The 17,531-nt window shown below is 62.7% G+C and carries 13 protein-coding genes; 4 read left to right on the forward strand and 9 right to left on the reverse strand.

What is annotated here, in order from left to right; genetic code table 11:
- Positions 1-95: 95 nt before the first annotated feature.
- Complete coding sequence (locus tag EV700_RS02385) at positions 96-1,415, forward strand: acyl-CoA dehydrogenase family protein (protein ID WP_130410754.1); 1,320 nt, start codon at positions 96-98, stop codon at positions 1,413-1,415.
- Positions 1,416-1,430: 15 nt separating this feature from the next.
- Positions 1,431-2,636: an acyl-CoA dehydrogenase family protein gene (locus EV700_RS02390; RefSeq protein ID WP_130410755.1), complete on the forward strand. Its 1,206-nt coding sequence runs from the start codon at positions 1,431-1,433 to the stop codon at positions 2,634-2,636.
- A 42-nt stretch (positions 2,637-2,678) separates the two neighbouring features.
- Here EV700_RS02390 and EV700_RS02395 read toward each other — a convergent pair whose 3' ends face one another.
- The 5 genes from EV700_RS02395 to purL form a co-directional block, all read right to left on the reverse strand.
- Positions 2,679-3,242, reverse strand: coding sequence for a pilin (locus EV700_RS02395; RefSeq protein WP_165391299.1), 564 nt, complete (start codon positions 3,240-3,242; stop codon positions 2,679-2,681).
- Between the two features lie 4 nt (positions 3,243-3,246).
- Positions 3,247-4,095 carry an alpha/beta hydrolase gene (locus EV700_RS02400; RefSeq protein WP_130410757.1) on the reverse strand — a complete coding sequence of 283 codons (849 nt, stop codon included), beginning with the start codon at positions 4,093-4,095 and terminating at the stop codon, positions 3,247-3,249.
- Between the two features lie 59 nt (positions 4,096-4,154).
- Complete coding sequence (locus EV700_RS02405) at positions 4,155-5,150, reverse strand: AraC family transcriptional regulator (RefSeq protein ID WP_130410758.1); 996 nt, start codon at positions 5,148-5,150, stop codon at positions 4,155-4,157.
- A gap of 102 nt (positions 5,151-5,252) precedes the next feature.
- On the reverse strand, positions 5,253-5,564 hold the full coding sequence (locus tag EV700_RS02410; protein WP_130410759.1) for a YqfO family protein: 312 nt from the start codon (positions 5,562-5,564) through the stop codon (positions 5,253-5,255).
- A gap of 138 nt (positions 5,565-5,702) precedes the next feature.
- The gene (gene purL / locus EV700_RS02415; protein WP_130410760.1) at positions 5,703-9,605 is read right to left on the reverse strand and encodes a phosphoribosylformylglycinamidine synthase; all 3,903 of its coding nucleotides are present in this window, start codon (positions 9,603-9,605) and stop codon (positions 5,703-5,705) included.
- A gap of 420 nt (positions 9,606-10,025) precedes the next feature.
- Here purL and mltF point away from each other — a divergent pair, with 420 nt between their 5' ends.
- Together mltF and EV700_RS02425 are read left to right on the forward strand one after the other, a co-directional pair.
- Positions 10,026-11,399 (forward strand): membrane-bound lytic murein transglycosylase MltF, encoded by a 1,374-nt coding sequence (gene mltF / locus EV700_RS02420; RefSeq protein ID WP_165391300.1) that lies wholly within the window; start codon positions 10,026-10,028, stop codon positions 11,397-11,399.
- 172 nt (positions 11,400-11,571) lie between these two features.
- Positions 11,572-13,359 (forward strand): hypothetical protein, encoded by a 1,788-nt coding sequence (locus tag EV700_RS02425; RefSeq protein ID WP_130410762.1) that lies wholly within the window; start codon positions 11,572-11,574, stop codon positions 13,357-13,359.
- On the opposite strand, the gene tadA is transcribed toward EV700_RS02425, so the two are convergent.
- The 4 genes from tadA to guaB all read right to left on the reverse strand — a co-directional run bounded on the left by tadA (position 13,356) and on the right by guaB (position 17,443).
- Positions 13,356-13,871, reverse strand: a complete 516-nt coding sequence (gene tadA / locus EV700_RS02430) for a tRNA adenosine(34) deaminase TadA (protein ID WP_278044867.1) — start codon at positions 13,869-13,871, stop codon at positions 13,356-13,358. The two genes, EV700_RS02425 and tadA, sit on opposite strands and share 4 nt — an antisense overlap.
- Positions 13,861-14,220 (reverse strand): hypothetical protein, encoded by a 360-nt coding sequence (locus EV700_RS02435; RefSeq protein ID WP_130410763.1) that lies wholly within the window; start codon positions 14,218-14,220, stop codon positions 13,861-13,863. Before EV700_RS02435 ends, tadA begins: the two co-directional genes overlap by 11 nt.
- 92 nt (positions 14,221-14,312) lie before the next feature.
- Positions 14,313-15,875: a glutamine-hydrolyzing GMP synthase gene (gene guaA, locus EV700_RS02440; protein ID WP_130410764.1), complete on the reverse strand. Its 1,563-nt coding sequence runs from the start codon at positions 15,873-15,875 to the stop codon at positions 14,313-14,315.
- A gap of 101 nt (positions 15,876-15,976) precedes the next feature.
- Positions 15,977-17,443: an IMP dehydrogenase gene (gene guaB, locus EV700_RS02445; protein WP_130410765.1), complete on the reverse strand. Its 1,467-nt coding sequence runs from the start codon at positions 17,441-17,443 to the stop codon at positions 15,977-15,979.
- Positions 17,444-17,531: the final 88 nt, after the last annotated feature.

The raw sequence follows: 17,531 nt of genomic DNA on the forward strand, positions 1-17,531 counted from the left end.
CCCTCCCGAAAATGAAGTCAGCAAAGTAAATGACGCACCGGCCGCCGCTCTGTCAGGATCAGCGGGTCGTTCCAAATAACCACGGAGAATCCGCAATGGCACAAAGCTTTGCCGGACAGGCCCAGGGCTTCGGCCTGGCCATCCTCACCCAGATCGCCAGCAGCGACTGGCCCGATAAATTCGGCCTGCGCAAGCCGATGGAAAAATTCCTCTACAAGGGCAGCAAGACCGGCTTCCAGATCATGACCGCCGCCGCCCGCCAGTTCGGCGGCGGCAAGAGCGGCGGCGGCAAGGCCGTGCGCCTGGCCTCCACCGCCGAGCGCGGCGTCTTTGACCTGTCGCTCTCCGACGAACAGCAAATGGTGCGCGACAGCCTCTCCGCCTTCGCCCGCGAAGTAATCCGCCCCGCCGCCCATGATGCCGACGCCGCCGGCGCCGTGCCCGCCGAACTGAAGGCGCAGGCCAAGGACCTGGGCCTGGTGTTCTACGCCGTGCCCGAAGCGATGGGCGGCATGGCCGGTGAACAGACCGTCACCACGCAGATGCTGGCGCTGGAAGACCTCGGCTATGGCGATTTCTCCATTGCCGCCTCGCTGTTCAGCGCCGTCAGCGTCGCCAACGCCCTGACCCGCTGGGGCAGCGCCGACCAGCAGCAACGCTACCTGCCCGCCTTTGCCGGGGAAAACCCGCCCGAAGCCGCGCTGGCCGTGACCGAAGCCGCGCCGCTGTTCGACCCGATGAAACTGTCCACCACCGCCCGCAGCAACGGCAACGGCTATGTGCTGAACGGTGAAAAGGCGATCGTGCTCAACGCCGCCGACGCCGAGCTGTTCCTGGTCGCCGCCGATACCGGCAGCGGCGTGGGCCTGTTCATCGTCGAGGGCGGCACGCCCGGCCTCAGCCTGCGCGCCCTGCAAGGCATGGGCCTGAAGGCCGCCACCACCCACAACCTCAAGCTGGAAAACGTGCAGGTGGCCGCCGCCAACCGCATTCCGGCCGACAGCTTCGACTACCAGGCCTTCCTGGATCTGGGCTCGCTGGCCTGGTGCTCCCTGGCCGTCGGCACGGCTCAGGCGGCGCTGGACTATGTCATCGACTACTGCAACGACCGCGTCGCCTTTGGCGAACCGATCAGCCACCGCCAGGCCGTCGCCTTCATGGTGGCCGACATCGGCATCGAAACCGAAGCCATGCGCCTGATGACCTGGCGCGCCTGCGCGCTGGCCGAACAGGGCAAGCCCTTCCACCGCGAAGCCTATCTGGCGCGCGCCCTGTGCGCCGAAAAGGCGATGAAGATCGGCACTGACAGCGTGCAATTGCTGGGCGGTCACGGCTTCACCAAGGAGCATCCGGTGGAACGCTGGTACCGCGACCTGCGTCTGCTGGGCGTCATGCACAGCGGCCTGCACATCTGATTGGGGGAATTGACCATGTATCTCGAAAGTCCGAAGAAATTCAACATGCTGGTGGAACAGGCCCATCAGGTCGCGCTGAACGTTCTGCGTCCGGTGTCGCGCAAGTATGACAAGGCCGAACACACCTATCCCAAGGAACTGGACATGCTGGCCTCGCTGCTGGACGGCATGAACGAAGGCGCGCCGGGCAGCGCCGGGGCCACCAGCGCCACCGGTGGCGGCGCAAAGGACAACACCGGCGAAATCAAGAACGGCGCGAACCTGTCCACTGTGCTGGGCGTGATTGAAATGTGCTGGGGCGACTGCGGCCTGCTGCTGGCCATGCCGCGCCAGGGCCTGGGCAACGCCGCCATTGCCGCTGTCGCCAACGAGGAGCAACTGGAGCGCTTCAAGGGCACCTGGGCGGCGATGGCGATCACCGAGCCGGGCTGCGGCTCCGACTCCGCCGCCATCCGCACCACCGCCACCAAGGACGGGGATGACTACATCCTCAACGGCGAGAAGATCTACGTCACCTCCGGCGCGCGCGCCGACAGCGTGGTGGTGTGGGCGACGCTGGACAAGAACATCGGCCGCGCCGCCATCAAGTCCTTCGTGGTCAAGCACGGCACACCGGGCATGCAGGTGACGCGCCTAGAGAAGAAACTGGGCATCAAGGCGTCCGATACCGCCGCCATCACCTTCACCGACTGCCGCGTCCCCGCCGCCAACCTGCTGGGTTCGCCGGAAGTGGATGTGCAGAAGGGCTTTGCGGGCGTGATGCAGACCTTTGACAACACCCGTCCGCTGGTGGCCGCGATGGCGCTGGGCGTGGCGCGCGCCTCGCTGGATCGCACCCGCGAACTGCTGAAGGATCACCTCTCCCCCAACTACAGCAAGCCGATGCTCACCGCCAGTCACGCCGAAGCAACGCTGAACCGGCTGGAAGCCGAATGGGAGGCGGCGAAGCTGCTGACGCTGAAGGCGGCGTGGATGGCGGACAACAAGATCCCCAACTCAAAGGAAGCCTCGATGGCGAAGGCGAAGGCCGGTCGTGTCGGCAACGAACTGACGCTGAAGTGCGTGGAATTGTGCGGGGCGGTGGGCTATCTGGAAGATGAACTGCTGGAGAAGTGGGCGCGCGACTCGAAGATCCTCGACATCTTCGAAGGCACGCAGCAGATCCAGTTGCTGATCATTGCCCGGCGTTTGCTGAACAAGACCTCGGCGGAGCTGAAGTAAGGCTTACGGGCCGGAGGCTGTCCCTCCGGCCCGTCCTCGCGGCTAGTTTCCGGTATAGCGGCAGCTGCCCGCCCACTCCGCAATATCGCGAAAACTGGGCGTCGTGCACTCCCACCCCAGTCCCATGTGCGGCTTCGACACATCCGCCTGCAACCGCACTTCTCCCCCTTCCACGCCAGACTGGCCGTTAAACCGCACCAGCAACACTCCCTTCGGCCGCACTTCAAGGCCAATGACCGCACGGCGAACGTACTGGTTGGCGGGCGGAAGTCCGAGCGCGGCATTGGAGGCCGGGAACCGGCCTTGACTCTGGTAATACTCAACCAACTGCACCTTGACCGGGGCCAGCAAGGCCATTCCTTCGGCAATTGCCGCCCGTTGCGGCGGTGTGGTCGTTACCGCTGGAGCGACCGCAACCGGTACGGGGACCGCCGGTTTGGCGGCGGAGCGACGGGCATCCACCCGCGACTTCAGCGGTCGGGCGCTGCCGGTGCAGGGACGATCCTGAAAAGCCATTGCGCCGTTGGCCTGACGACATTGGTAAAAATCAGCCGCTGCCACGCCAGGGAGCAGACCTGACATCAGCAGCAGAACAAGCGCTTTCACGCGGCTACCAACCCTTGGCCGCGTGGCCGTCCAGCCAGGCGCGGACATCGGCAAACACCTGTTCGCGATGACTGTCATGAAACAGGTCATGATACGCGCCGTCATAATTGATCAGCCGCTTGTCGATGGACGGGGAACGTTTCTCCAGCGCCATGCCGCTGACCGGGTCAACCAACGGGTCGGCGGAGCCGTGCAGCACCAGTAACGGCAAATCCACCAGTTCCAGCTTCTTGCTGATCTTCTGCAAGCCCACCATCATTTGCTTGGCCGCCCCGGCCGTCATCTTGCCATGCCAGATCAACGGATCTTCTTCCCAGGCGCGCACCTGCACGGGATCGCGCGACATCTGGTGGCCGAAGGTAATGCGCGCCACCGGCAACCACGGCAGCAGACCGCCCACCACCCAGGCGAACAGCCGCTTCAACGGCGGCACCGCTTTACCTTCCGCCAGCGCGCAGGCCGCGAAAATCGCGCCGTCGACATCATGCCGCGTCGTCAGGTAATCCACCGCTACCATGCCGCCGATGGCATAGGCGCACAGGAACAAGGGGACGCTGCGCAGTTCGTTATGCACAACCCCGACAAAGATGGTCAGATCAGCCACCATGTCGTCAAAGTCGTGGATCCGGGCGCGATCGCCCTCGGATTCGCCGTGCCCTTCAAAATCAAAGGCGTAGACGGCATAGCCGTGAAGGGTCAGCTGCTCGGCCAGCTCGGTAAATCGGCCGGAATGATCGCCCCAGCTGTGGACGCAGACCACGACCGAGCGCGGGTAGCCCTTGTCTGGCCACCACTTTCGGGCATTGAGACGAACACCGCGACTGCGGAATTCAAAGGTTTTGTAGCGCGCCATGTTCCATCCTTATTCGGGGTAAGTCTCTTCCTGAGCGGCCTCCGGGGAGTCTGTCGGACTCAGGCCTGTTTTTTCTTGCGATATTCAATGGGCGTCAGGCCGGTCCAGCGCTTGAACGCCCGGTAAAAGGTGCTGGGCTCGGAGAAACCGGTCAGATAAACGATCTGCTCGATGCTTTCTCCGGTATGCGCCAGCAGCCGTTTGGCCAACCGGCAGCGATAATCGGCCAGCACCTGATTGAAACTGGTGCCCGCATCGGTCAACTGTGTGCGCAGCCGCCGCGGCGGAATGCCAAGGCGCGTCGCCACTGTTTCCAGGCTGGTGGTGCCGCTTTCCAGCGTCTCGCCCACCGCGCGGCGGACTTCGGCTACCAGATCAAAGCGCGCCAGTTCCTGCAGTTTTTCATGCGCCAGCTGCTCGTGGAAACGCAGCAGTTCGGGCTCGGCCTGCCAGATCGGGTAGCTAAGCACCTCCGGCTTGAAGTGCAGCCGGATCTCGCTGGCGCCGAGGATGACGGGACAACCATAAACCCGTTCGTATTCTTCCGGAGTCGCACCGGTTTCATGGGTGAACTCGATCATCACCGGCTGGAACTGCCCTTCCGAGACAAAGCGGAAGAAACGCAACACGCCGACCATGAGGCATTCTACGGTATGACGCAGGGCGAATCCGGCGACCAGGTTCACGAAATAGCATTCGTCGTCGTTATGAACCAGCCTGGCTTGCAGCAGATCGCTGATCAAACGCTGGTAAGCCATGACGCGGCGCAGGCCGCCGCCGAAACTGGAGCTGCTGAGGAACAGGTATTCCAGCACCTGACCGCGATACAGGGGCAAATGCTCGCCGAGGTGCAGGCCGATATCCGGGTCCTCGGACACCGACGCCACGGCCTGCCAGAAGGCATTCTGCGCCGCCGACGGGGTGCGCGCCCGCGCCTCCACCTGGTTCAGGCCGATACCGGCCTTCATCAATACGGTTTCCGCCGGCAAACCGGCATTGCGCATGGCTTGGTAGACAAAACGGAGAAGTATGGCGCCATCGGTGCGTTCGGACATGATGGTTTCCTGCCGGCCCGGATTCGAAGAGCCGATTGTTAGTTTTTTTGGGTTGCAAGTAAAGCAATATCAACAGGATAGCAGCGCGTCGCGATTATGCCGCTAAATCGCTTCCAGCCGGATCACATCGTAGGCCGGCTCCTCGTAAGGATGCGCCTTGCGCAGCGCGGCCACGGCCGGTTGCAGGCGCTCATCTGCGCAGACCATTTCCACCCGGTATTCCGCCACGGATTCCACCTCGCCCACCTTGCCGATGAAGGGGTCGGCCCCCGCCAGCGGCCGGAACTGCCCGACCCCCAGCACCTGCCAGCTGCAACTGTCATAGTCGCCGATGCGGCCCGCCCCGGCGGCGAACAGCGCCTGCTTGACCGGCTCGACGTGGGTGACGGGCACATAAAAGGTGATCTTGTACATGGTAATCCCGGTTACGGTTTCCCTGTAATGTAGCGGCATGCTTCCGGTGGGGCAATCGTGACGATTGTCAGGGCGGAAAGGCAAATGAAACGGTCAAGAAAAAAGGCGCCGAAGCGCCCTTTTCCCCTGTTGCCGGTTTTACCCCGCGAACACCCGCGCATTCCTGAACATGCGCATCCACGCGGCATCCTCGGTCCAGTCCTCCGGCTTCCACGACTGCTGCACGGCGCGGAACACCCGTTCCGGGTGCGGCATCATGATGGTGGCGCGGCCGTCGCGGCTGGTGACGCCGGTCATGGCGTGCGGCGAACCGTTCGGGTTCAGCGGGTAGGTCTGGGTGGCGCAACCGCTGCTGTCCGCCCAGCGCATCGCCACCAGGCCGCTGTCGCTCAGCGCCTGCGCATCCTCGGTCAGCACGCGGCCTTCACCGTGGGCCACGGCAATCGGCATCACCGAATCCGTCATGCCCGCCAGGAAAATCGACGGCGAGGCCTCAATGCGCACCAGCGCCGTCCGCGCCTCGAACACTTCGCTGTTGTTGCGCACGAAGCGCGGCCAGAGTTCCGCGCCGGGAATCAGGTCCTTCAACTGCGACATCATCTGGCAACCGTTGCAGACGCCCAGGCTGAAGGTTTCCGGGCGGGCGAAGAAGGCGGCGAACTCATCGCGCACACGGTTATGGAACAGCACCGACTTCGCCCAGCCGCCGCCCGCGCCCAGCACGTCGCCGTAGGAGAAGCCGCCGCAGGCGACCAGTCCGATGAAATCCTTCAGGCTGACGCGGCCGGACAACAGGTCGCTCATGTGCACATCGACACTGGTGAAACCGGCCTTGTCAAAGGCGGCTGCCATCTCGACATGGCCGTTGACGCCCTGCTCGCGCAGGATGGCGACACGCGGACGCACGCCCTTGGCGATGAACGGTGCGGCCACATTCTCATCGACGTTGTAGCTGAGACGGGCGATCAGACCCTGGTGCGAACCGTCGGCGATCAGCGCGAATTCCTCGGCGGCGCAGTCGGCATTGTCGCGCAGCGACTGGATGCGGAAACTGGTCTCCGCCCACCATTGCTGCCACTGCACGCGGTTGCCGTGCAGCAGGCGCAGGCCTTCATAGCTGAAGTTCAGTTCGGCGCTGAGGTTGAGACGACCGATCTCATGCACGGCGGCGGCCAGCGAGGTGGCGGCAAAGGCCTCCTTCACCGCGGCGACATCGGCGTTACGCACCTGGATCACCGCGCCCAGCTCTTCGTTGAAAAGCGCACCGGGCACATCGGCGGCCGTCTTGGCCAAGGGAGTCAGGTCGATATCCAGGCCCTGACGGCTGGCGAAGCTCATTTCCGCCAGCGTCGCCAGCAGGCCGCCGTCGCTGCGGTCGTGGTAAGCCAGCAGCTTGCCGTCGGCGTTGAGGAACTGGATGACGGCGAAGAAATCCTTCAACAGTTCCGCGCTGTCCAGATCCGGGGCGACATTGCCGATCTGGCCGAAGACCTGCGCCAGCGCCGAGCCACCCAGACGGTTGCGGCCCTGACCGAGGTCGATCAGCAGCAGTGCGGTCTCGGCATCGGCCTTCAGTTCCGGGGTCAGCGTGCGGCGGATATCCAGCACCGGCGCGAAGGAGGACACGATCAGCGACAGCGGCGAGGTCACGGCCTTGTCGGTGTCGCCGTCCTTCCAGACGGTGCGCATCGACAGCGAGTCCTTGCCGACGGGAATGGCGATATCCAGCGCCGGGCACAGCTCCATGCCCACCGCCTTGACGGCGTTGAACAGGTTCTGGTCTTCAATGCCATAACCGGCGGCGGCCATCCAGTTCGCGGACAGCTTGATGTCGCCCAGTTTGGCGATGCGGGAAGCGGCGATGTTGGTGATCGCCTCGCCCACCGCCATGCGCGCGGAAGCGGCAGCGTCAATCAGCGCCACCGGCGTGCGCTCGCCCATCGCCATCGCTTCGCCGGTCACGCTGTGGAATCCGCTGGCGGTGACGGCACAGTCGGCCACCGGCACCTGCCACGGACCGACCATCTGCTCGCGCGCCACCAGACCGGTCACGGAACGGTCGCCGATGGTGATCAGGAAGGACTTGGAAGCCACGGTCGGCAGCTTCAGCACACGCTCGGCGGCATCGGCCAGCTCAATGGCGGAAGTATCGAAACCGTCTTGCGGCACTTCGCGGCTGTCAAAAGCGCGCGACATGCGCGGCGTCTTGCCCAGCAGCACCTGCATCGGCATGTCCACCGGGCTGTTGCCGAAGTGGCTGTCCTTCACTTCCAGATGACGCACTTCGGTGGCTTCGCCCAGCACCGCGAACAGGCAGCGCTCGCGCTCGCAGATGGCCTCGAATTCCGCCAGCCGCTTCGGATGCACGGCGAGGACATAACGCTCCTGCGCCTCGTTGCACCAGATTTCGCGCGGGCTCATGCCCGGCTCCAGGTTCGGGATGTTGCGCAGCTCCAGCGTCGCGCCCAAGTCGTGCTCGTGCACCAGCTCCGGCATCGCGTTCGACAGGCCGCCCGCACCGACATCATGGACGGAGACGATCGGATTGTGGTCGCCCATCGCCCAGCACACATCCAGCACTTCCTGCACGCGGCGCTCCATTTCCGGGTTGTCGCGCTGCACCGAGGCAAAATCGAGGTTCTCGGCGCTGGCGCCGCTGGCCATCGACGAGGCCGCGCCGCCGCCCAGACCGATCAGCAGCGCCGGGCCGCCCAGCACGATCAGCTTGTCGCCGGGACGGATGCTGTTCTTCTGCACATGACCGTCGCGGATGTTGCCCAAGCCGCCCGCGATCATGATCGGCTTGTGGTAGCCGCGCACTTCCCGGCCGTTGACGCCGTTCACTTCCAGCTCGAAGGTGCGGAAATAGCCGGTCAGGTTGGGACGGCCGAATTCATTGTTGAAGGCTGCGCCGCCCAGCGGGCCGTCGATCATGATTTCCAGCGGCGTGACGATGCGGTTGGGCTTGCCGTACGGCGCTTCCCACGGCTGCACGAAGTCCGGGATGTTCAGGTTGGAAACGGTAAAGCCGGTCATGCCCGCCTTCGGCTTGCCGCCGCGACCGGTCGCGCCTTCATCGCGGATTTCCCCGCCCGCGCCGGTGGCCGCACCCGCGAAGGGCGAAATGGCGGTCGGGTGGTTGTGGGTTTCCACCTTCATCAGGATGTGCACCGGCTCGTTCGAGTAACCGTAGGTGTGCGTTTGCGGATCCGGGAAGAAACGGTCGGCCACCGCGCCGGTAATGACCGAAGCGTTGTCCTTATAAGCGGACAGGATGTTGTCCGGCGAGCAGCTGAAGGTGTTCTTGATCATGCCGAACAGCGACTTTTCCGCCGGCTGCCCGTCCACCGTCCATTCGGCGTTGAAGATCTTGTGGCGGCAATGCTCGGAGTTGGCCTGCGCGAACATCATCAGTTCCACATCATGCGGGTTGCGGCCCAGCTGGCGGAAGCTGTCGACCAGGTAGTCGATCTCGTCCGGCGACAGCGCAAAACCGAACTCGCGGTTGGCGGCTTCCAGCGCCTCGCGGCCGCCGCCGAGGATGTCAATCGACTGCAGGGGTTGCGGCGTGTGGGTATCGAACAGCACTTCCGCTTCTTCCACACTTTCAAACACGCTCTGCGTCATGCGGTCATGCAACTTGGCGGCGATCAGGGCGCGCTCATCGGCGGTCAGTTCGGCGGACACCTGCAGCCAGTAGGCGGTCACGCGCTCCAGCCGGTCAACCTTGAACAGGTCGCAATTGCGGGCGATGTCGGTCGCCTTCGACGACCACGGCGAAATGGTGCCGACACGGGGGGCCACCACGAATACGGCATCATATTCGGCATCGCTGAAGCCTTCGGCCAGAAAATCCTCGCCGTAATGCAGCAGTTCCTGCAAGCGCGCGGTTTCCGCCTCGGTCAGTTCGGCATTCAGCTGCGCCAGATGGGCAAACCGGGCGGTCAGCCCCTGCACGGAAGGCGCCAGCGCCTTCAGTTCTGCCAACAACCGACGGGTCTTGAAGGCCGATAACGCTTTGGAACCGCTGAATACCTGCATGATGCACTCGCTGGGGACACTGAAAAAACAGGGGCATAATGATACCTGATTTTCAGGCCGTCTTGGCGGGAATCCCGACCGGAACCCAAGGACAACCGGTAGAAAGCCACGCTCCGGCAGCGACTCACACCGCAAACCTCACGCCAGCAATCCGCACAATTTTCGAACAAAATCTGTCGGACATTCACAAAAACAAGGCTGCATTTCTCAAGCCTGAGCGCCGGATTGACGCCAGAATTGTCCGACAAGCCGACGCCCATTGGTCGGTTTTTGTGGACAGTGCGAGAGCTTTGCGGGTAAATTCGGCCCCGAATGCATATTTTTTACACAAAGCAGGAGGAAACACTCTCTAAAGACAACGCTAAAACGGCTGCAGCCATCCGGCGGCAGTTGATAAACGAAACTCTGCGAGGTGTTGTAATGTCAGGCAAATCGGCCTTGCCAGCCACGGTTGCGATTGACTCGTTTTCCCGTAATTTCTGGCGCTTTCTAGCCATTGTTTTTGTTGTGTGGTCGTCCTACCGCCTGCATCCGATGCAGAATTCCCTGGACGCCGTCAGCTTTAGCGGTGAACTCCATGTCGTCGGAGTCGCCGGCCCCACTACATTCCTGCCGCAGGGCGATGCCGCCCGTGGCTTCCAGTACGAACTCTTGCGCGAATTCGCCGATGATCTGGGCGTGCAACTGATTATCCAGACCGCTCCCGACGCCGAATCCGTGATCCGCATGGTGCAACGCGGCGAAGCCGACATTGGCATTACCGGTCTGCCCAGCGATGACCCCCGTCTTGTGAAACTGCAGGCCAGCCACCCCTATCTGGTCGCCAGCCAGCAACTGGTGCGGCGCAGTGATGCCGAAACCGCCCAGCCGGACTCCGCCCGCATTGCCGTCAGCCGCAACAGCGCCGAAGCCGCCGCCCTGCAGGCCGGAACCCCGGCCGCCGATATCATCCAGGTGCGCAACGCGACACCGGAGGCCTTGCTGGCGCAAGTGAACGATGGCGATGCCGATTACGCCGTGGTCAACCAGACCGACTTCGAGGCCCGGCGCGCCGCCTTTCCACAATTGAAGGCCGCCGCTCCGGTGCGTGAAGTGCAGCTGGCGTGGAGCCTGCACCGCCGCGATGACAAACTGTTGAAATTCGCTAACGCCTTCCTCGATCAGGTTCGTGCGGACGGCACCCTGAAGCGGCTGGCCAGTTTCTACGGTCAGGGTGAAACCTTTAATACGCTGGGCGTGAAGAATTTCCAGAACGATCTGCAAGGCCGCCTCCCGCTGTATAAAAAAGCTTTCCAGAAGGAGGCCGAACGCCATGCCATGGACTGGCGCTTGCTGGCGGCCATCGGCTATCAGGAGTCGAAATGGGACGCCAAGGCCATCTCGCCGACCGGGGTGGAAGGCCTGATGATGCTGACCCGCGCCACCGCCAGCGATATGGGCGTGGCCAATCGCGGCAATCCCAAGGAAAGTATTCGCGCCGGCGCGGATTACTACCAGCTGATCGACAAGCGGATTCCCGACACGGTGCGCGAACCGGACCGGACCTGGATGACCCTCGCCGCCTACAACATGGGGCTGGGTCACGTCCTGAAGGCGCGCCAGCTGGCGGAGGCTGCCGGGGACAATCCGGACCAATGGCTGGATGTCAGCCGTCATCTGCGCAAGTTGCCGCGCGCCGGACAGGCGCTGGTCTATGTACAGGAGGTCCGCCGCTACTACGACGCCCTGCTGATGACCACGCCCAACGACGGCTGGTTCGCCAGCAGCGGCAAGACTTTCCGGGTGATCTACTGACTCCGGGACGACAGCCTGGATAGGAACAGCCCTCCCCGCGAGGGCTTTTTCATGCCCGGCATTCGATGGAACGCGCTTATATGAGAGCGGAAACGTTGCTAGAATGCGCCAAAACCACACAACTGACATGGACTGCCCAATGCCACGCCATCTTCCCTTAGGACTTACCCTGTTGTCATCTCTCCTGCTCACCGCCTGTGGCGGAGGTGGAGGCGGAGGTGGCAATTCGGATTCCGGCACGATTTCCCTGAGCGGCATTGCCGCCGACGGTTACCTGAACGGCGCGTTTGTCTGCCTTGACCGCAACGACAACCTCCGTTGTGACACGGGCGAGCCCCGCACCATGACCGACAGCCAGGGGGCATATACCCTAAGCGGCCTGAGCAATGCGGATACGTCCAGCCATCGGGTTTTGGTGGAAGTGCATACCGGCGTCATTGACTCCGACTCGCCCGGGACGACAGTGGACATGGCGTATGTTCTGACTGCACCTGTCGGTAAGCACGCTTTCATCAGCCCGTTCAGCACGCTGCTGGCGGGGACGATGCGGCAGCATCCGGAAATGACGGTAGCTCAGGCGCAGGATATGCTGGGCAACCTGTTGAATATCCCGTCTGCCTCATTGTTGGGGAATTATCTGAACGGCGAGTTGACGGATGCCGGCAAACAGCGGATGCACCGCATCGGTCGCGGACTGGCGCGGGAGATGGCCTTCTTCACAAAGTATGTGCGCTCGATGCCTGACTATACCGCAGATATGGAGGCTGACATCCTGCCTGCGCTGGGTGTCCGTCTGAGCGGTTCGGATTTCCTGCGTGAGGCTCTGGATGCTGACTTCTCGGCGGCAAGCGTCAGTGAAAAATATCTGGACACGACCACGCGCATGAATGCCATGGAGACCGCCCGCTTGCTCGTCAAGTTTGCTCATCAACCGGTGGCGGCGGCTGTTTCGGGTCAGGACTTCATGGCATCCGCAGCACCACGCTATGTCATCAACGATGTTTTCCCGACCGATTGCCATAGCTATCCTGCGGGCGGATTGATCCCGTCGCCGTGTCCGACCGACTACCCGGCCAACAGTGTGTTCATCCGCTCTGTAACATCCGCCATCAATGCGGGTACTGTAAATCAGACAGTAACGAACGCTCTTTGGAGCCTGGCCGATGGAAGCGCTCTCAATGTAGCTCTCCCTCGGTACAACACCCTGCGACTGACGAATGGCGACTGGCAGTTCCCATCCGCCACTCCTCCGTCTTTCTCGGTCAGCCAACTCGATGGCGACCTCGCACGTACATCCAGCCTGAAAGGGCTGAATATTCGGGCATACCTGCGCAGTACCTCCTTGATTAATGGCTACACTGTAGCCGATGCCATGTTGCAGGCGATCCCGGCCGACGCCACCTTCCCGGATGGGGCGGAAGCAAGCCGCTACCTGAGTATCAACCATGAACGCGACTACTTCCTTAGCGATATCGACCCGTTCAATGACACCTTCGAAACGTATGCTCCCTCCAAGTTGCAATCGGATGGAGGCGGCAATTTCACCTCGCTGAACGAACTTCTGGATTATTTCAATCCGGCCGTGGGCAATCGATTCACTACTATCCGATTCAAAACCAAGGTGATTGACGGTCAAAGCGTACTGAACTCCGTCATAAACTGCCAATTCACAACCGGAGGAGACGTTCTGGCTGCACAGGTCTACCTGAATGCCGACGGCAGCTTGAACCACGTACAGCCTCTGCCGAGCGGCACCTGGCGTCGATTCACTGACAGTGGTAAAGAGTTTCTGCAGGCCACCCTGCCGGCCGGCATCCTGTCGTCAGATATCCCCTTGACCTGGACCGTCTACAACAACGAAGTGGTGTATGTTTCCGCTTTCCCCGCCGGGCTCTCCTATGAGAACCTTTACTTCAATGAGGCGGGAATCACCGCCATCCGCACTGCCCTGCAAAACTAGGGCTCAGCCCGCTGGCGCGCCGCCTCGCGGCGCGCCCTGAAAAAGCCGGACAGCATCTGTCCGGCCTCCCCCGCCAACAGCCCTCCCTCAAACCGGAACACGTGGTTGTAATAACCGCTCTCCAGCAGCCGCCGGGCGCTGACCAACGACCCCGCCTTCGGCTCCGCCGCCGCAAACACCACTCGTCCGATCCGCGCATGCACCAGCGCCCCCACGCACATGGTGCAGGGTTCCAGGGTCACATACAGGGTCGTGTCTTCCAGACGGTAATTCTGCACTTGCGCCGCAGCAGCGCGAATCGCCACCACCTCGGCATGCGCGGTGGGATCATGCGCCAGGATCGGCTGGTTGTAGCCCTCCCCCAGGATCTCTCCGTCCACCGATACCAGCACCGCGCCCACCGGCACTTCTCCCAGCACCGCCCCTTGGGCCGCCAATGCCAAGGCGCGCCGCATGAAGGCCTCATCGGCTTCGGTAAATACCGGTTTCTCCGCCACGCCTTCAACGATCAAGGTAAATCTCCACCAGCGGCCGCGTCACGCCGGAGCGCAGGTACAGGCGCAGGTTGTTCATGGTCAGCAGATACTGGTCCAGCAGACGGCGGAAATGCGCCTGTTCGGCGTCATAATCCTCGGCGCGATAGCCGTATTCATAGGTCACTTCGACTTGCATCAGGCCGTATTCGCCCATCAGCGGAAATCGCGACCACTCGTCCAGAGCCTCATGAATTTGCTGTGCCCGCAACAACTCCAGAATGGTGGACAACTTGGCTGGCCAGCCCGGCAAACTGTGGCGGATGAAGAACATCATCAGCTCCAGCAAGGCGGCTTCGGCATTGGCGATTCGGTCGGCGCTGCTCATGGCGTCAATCATGGCTCCAGAAAGATGGCGCTATTCTGCCGCAGCGCCGCTCCATGCAAAAGGGCCGGATCACCGGCCCTTTTGCGCTTCGCTTATTCCCACTCGATGGTGGCCGGCGGCTTCGACGACACGTCGTACACCACCCGCGACACATCGGCGATCTCGTTGATGATGCGGTTGGACACCTTCTCGATCAGTTCATAAGGCAGATGCGCCCAGCGCGCGGTCATGAAGTCGATGGTTTCCACGGCGCGCAGCGCGATCACCCAGGCATATCGGCGACCGTCGCCGACCACACCGACCGACTTCACCGGCACGAAGACAGCAAAGGACTGGCTGGTGCGGTGATACCACCCGGCCTTGTGCAGCTCTTCCAGGAAAATGGCGTCCGCTTCCCGCAGCACGTCAGCGTACTCCTTCTTCACTTCACCCAGGATGCGCACGCCCAGCCCTGGGCCGGGGAACGGGTGGCGATAGACCATATCGTACGGCAGGCCCAGCTCCAGGCCGATCTTGCGCACTTCATCCTTGAACAATTCCCGCAGCGGCTCCACCAGCTTGAACTGGATGTCGTCCGGCAGGCCGCCGACATTGTGGTGCGACTTGATGTTGTGCGCCTTGCCGGTCTTGCTGCCGGCGGACTCGATCACGTCCGGGTAAATGGTGCCTTGCGCCAGCCATTTCACGCCGTTCAGCTGCCGCGCCTGTTCGGCGAAGACGTCAATGAAGACACGACCGATGATCTTGCGCTTGGCTTCCGGATCGCTGACCCCGGCGAGCTGCCCCAGGAACTGGGCTTCGGCATCGGCGCGAATCACCTTGACGCCCATGTTCTTGGCGAACATGTCCATGACCATGTCGCCTTCGTTCTTGCGCAGCAGGCCGTTGTCGACGAAGACGCAGGTCAGCTTGTCGCCGATGGCGCGGTGCAGCAGCGCCGCCACCACGGAAGAGTCCACACCGCCGGAGAGGCCCAGCAGCACTTCGTCATCGCCCACCAGCTCGCGCACACGCTGGATGCTGTCCTCGATGATGCGGGCCGGGGTCCACAGGTCGTCGCAGGCGCAGATTTCGCGCACGAAACGACGCAGCAGCGCCTCGCCCTGCAGGGTATGCGTCACTTCCGGGTGGAACTGGATGCCGTAGAAACGCTTGGCGTCGCAGCCCATCGCCGCGATCGGGCAGCTGGGCGTGCTGGCGGTCACGCCAAACCCTTCCGGCAGCTTCACCACCTTGTCGCCGTGGCTCATCCACACGTCCAAATACCCGGCGCGGTCGTGAATGTTGGCGAAGAAGGCGTCTTCCTGCTCGATCTTCACTTCAGCATAGCCGAATTCGCGCAGGTCGGAGGTGCCAACCTTGCCGCCCAGCTGTTCGGCCATGGTCTGCATGCCGTAGCAGATGCCCAGCACCGGCAGCCCGAGGTTGAACACGACTTCGGGGGCGCGCGGCGAACCGGCTTCCGTCACCGATTCCGGGCCGCCGGAGAGGATGATGCCCTTCGGATTGAAGGCGCGGATTTCCTCTTCGGTGGCGTCATAGGCGCGCAATTCGCAGAACACGCCCAGTTCGCGCACGCGGCGGGCGATCAGCTGGGTGTATTGCGAGCCGAAATCCAGGATCAGGATACGGTGGGAATGAATATCGAGTTGCATAGCTAAACCTGCGGAAACGGAGTCATGGTGCAAACGGGGCCGGATGAAAAGACGCAGGGGCAATTTGTGAATTGCCCCTGCATCGCCAGCAACGGGTTGTATCAACCAACGCGGTAGTTTGGCGCTTCCTTGGTGATGGTCACGTCGTGGACATGCGATTCCTTCATGCCGGCGGAGGTGATCTTCACGAACTTCGGCTTGGTGCGCATGTCCTGGATGGTGGCGGAGCCGGTATAGCCCATCGAGGAACGCAGGCCGCCCATCAGCTGGTGGATGATGCCGCTCATCGGGCCCTTGTAGGGCACGCGGCCTTCGATGCCTTCCGGCACCAGCTTTTCGACCCCGGCAGAGGCGTCCTGGAAGTAACGGTCGCTGGAACCAGTCAGGCCGGACATGGCGCCCAGAGAACCCATGCCGCGATAGGCCTTGTAGTAACGGCCCTGGAACAGCTCGACCTCACCCGGCGCTTCTTCGGTGCCGGCCAGCAGCGAACCGACCATGATGACGCTGGCCCCGGCGGCGATGGCCTTGGCAATATCGCCGGAGAAGCGGATGCCGCCGTCGGCGATCAGGGGAATCTGGTCATTCAGCGCGCGGGCGACGGCATCGACCGCACCGATCTGCGGCACGCCGATCCCGGCAACAATACGGGTGGTGCAGATGGAGCCGGGGCCGATACCGACCTTGACCGCGTCCGCTCCGGCGTCCAGCAGCGCCAGTGCGGCCTCGCCGGTGGCGATGTTGCCGCCAATCACCTGCATGTTCGGGTAGTTCTTCTTGATCCAGGCCACGCGATCGATCACGCCCTTGGAATGGCCGTGCGCGGTATCCACCACGATCACATCCACCCCGGCTTCAATCAGCGCCTCGGCCCGCTGCGCGGTGTCCGCGCCGGTGCCGACCGCCGCGCCGACGCGCAGGCGGCCCTGCTCGTCCTTGCAGGCATTGGGGTACATTTCGGCCTTGCGGAAATCGTTGACGGTAATCAGGCCCTTCAGCTTGAAGGCGTCATCAATGACCAGCACCTTTTCGATGCGGTGCTGGTGCAGCAGCGCCTTGATGGTTTCGGGGGACTCGCCCTCCTTGACCGTCACCAGCTTGTCCTTGGGCGTCATGATCGCCGAGACCGGCTGGTCCAGACGGGTTTCGAAACGCAGGTCACGGCTGGTGACGATGCCGACCAGATTGTCGCCCTGGACGACGGGAACTCCGGAAATCTTGTGGGCCTGCGTCAGCGCCAGCAAAGCATGGATGGTGGTTTCAGGACCGACGGTGATCGGATCCTTGACCATGCCCGCCTCGTACTTCTTAACGCGGCGCACCTGGGCGGCCTGGGCGGCGATGTCCATGTTCTTGTGCAGGATGCCGATGCCGCCTTCCTGCGCAATGGCGATGGCCATGCCCGCTTCCGTGACGGTATCCATGGCGGCGGACACCAGCGGGATGTTCAGTTGGATGCCGCGCGTCAGACGGGTTTTCAGACAGACGTCCTTGGGCAGGACTTCGGAGTAGGCGGGCAGGAGAAGCACATCATCAAAGGTGAGGGCTTCCTGAACGATGGTCAGCATGGCGCATCACTCACGGGCAGGAAAAGTCGTCAATTATATGCGCGTGAGGCGGCGGGGTAAAACAGGAATGGATGAAAAAGGCCCCTGC

Source organism: Fluviicoccus keumensis, assembly GCF_004217445.1.
Taxonomy (GTDB): Bacteria; Pseudomonadota; Gammaproteobacteria; order Pseudomonadales; family Moraxellaceae; genus Fluviicoccus; species Fluviicoccus keumensis.

Coding starts and splice junctions, on each gene's coding strand:
- guaB (WP_130410765.1), bottom strand. CDS start 17,443: ATGCTGACCATCGTTCAGGAAGCCCTCACCTTTGATGATGTGCTTCTC.
- EV700_RS02385 (WP_130410754.1), top strand. CDS start 96: ATGGCACAAAGCTTTGCCGGACAGGCCCAGGGCTTCGGCCTGGCCATC.
- mltF (WP_165391300.1), top strand. CDS start 10,026: ATGTCAGGCAAATCGGCCTTGCCAGCCACGGTTGCGATTGACTCGTTT.
- EV700_RS02435 (WP_130410763.1), bottom strand. CDS start 14,220: ATGAGCAGCGCCGACCGAATCGCCAATGCCGAAGCCGCCTTGCTGGAG.
- EV700_RS02405 (WP_130410758.1), bottom strand. CDS start 5,150: ATGTCCGAACGCACCGATGGCGCCATACTTCTCCGTTTTGTCTACCAA.
- EV700_RS02390 (WP_130410755.1), top strand. CDS start 1,431: ATGTATCTCGAAAGTCCGAAGAAATTCAACATGCTGGTGGAACAGGCC.
- guaA (WP_130410764.1), bottom strand. CDS start 15,875: ATGCAACTCGATATTCATTCCCACCGTATCCTGATCCTGGATTTCGGC.
- EV700_RS02400 (WP_130410757.1), bottom strand. CDS start 4,095: ATGGCGCGCTACAAAACCTTTGAATTCCGCAGTCGCGGTGTTCGTCTC.
- EV700_RS02410 (WP_130410759.1), bottom strand. CDS start 5,564: ATGTACAAGATCACCTTTTATGTGCCCGTCACCCACGTCGAGCCGGTC.
- purL (WP_130410760.1), bottom strand. CDS start 9,605: ATGCAGGTATTCAGCGGTTCCAAAGCGTTATCGGCCTTCAAGACCCGT.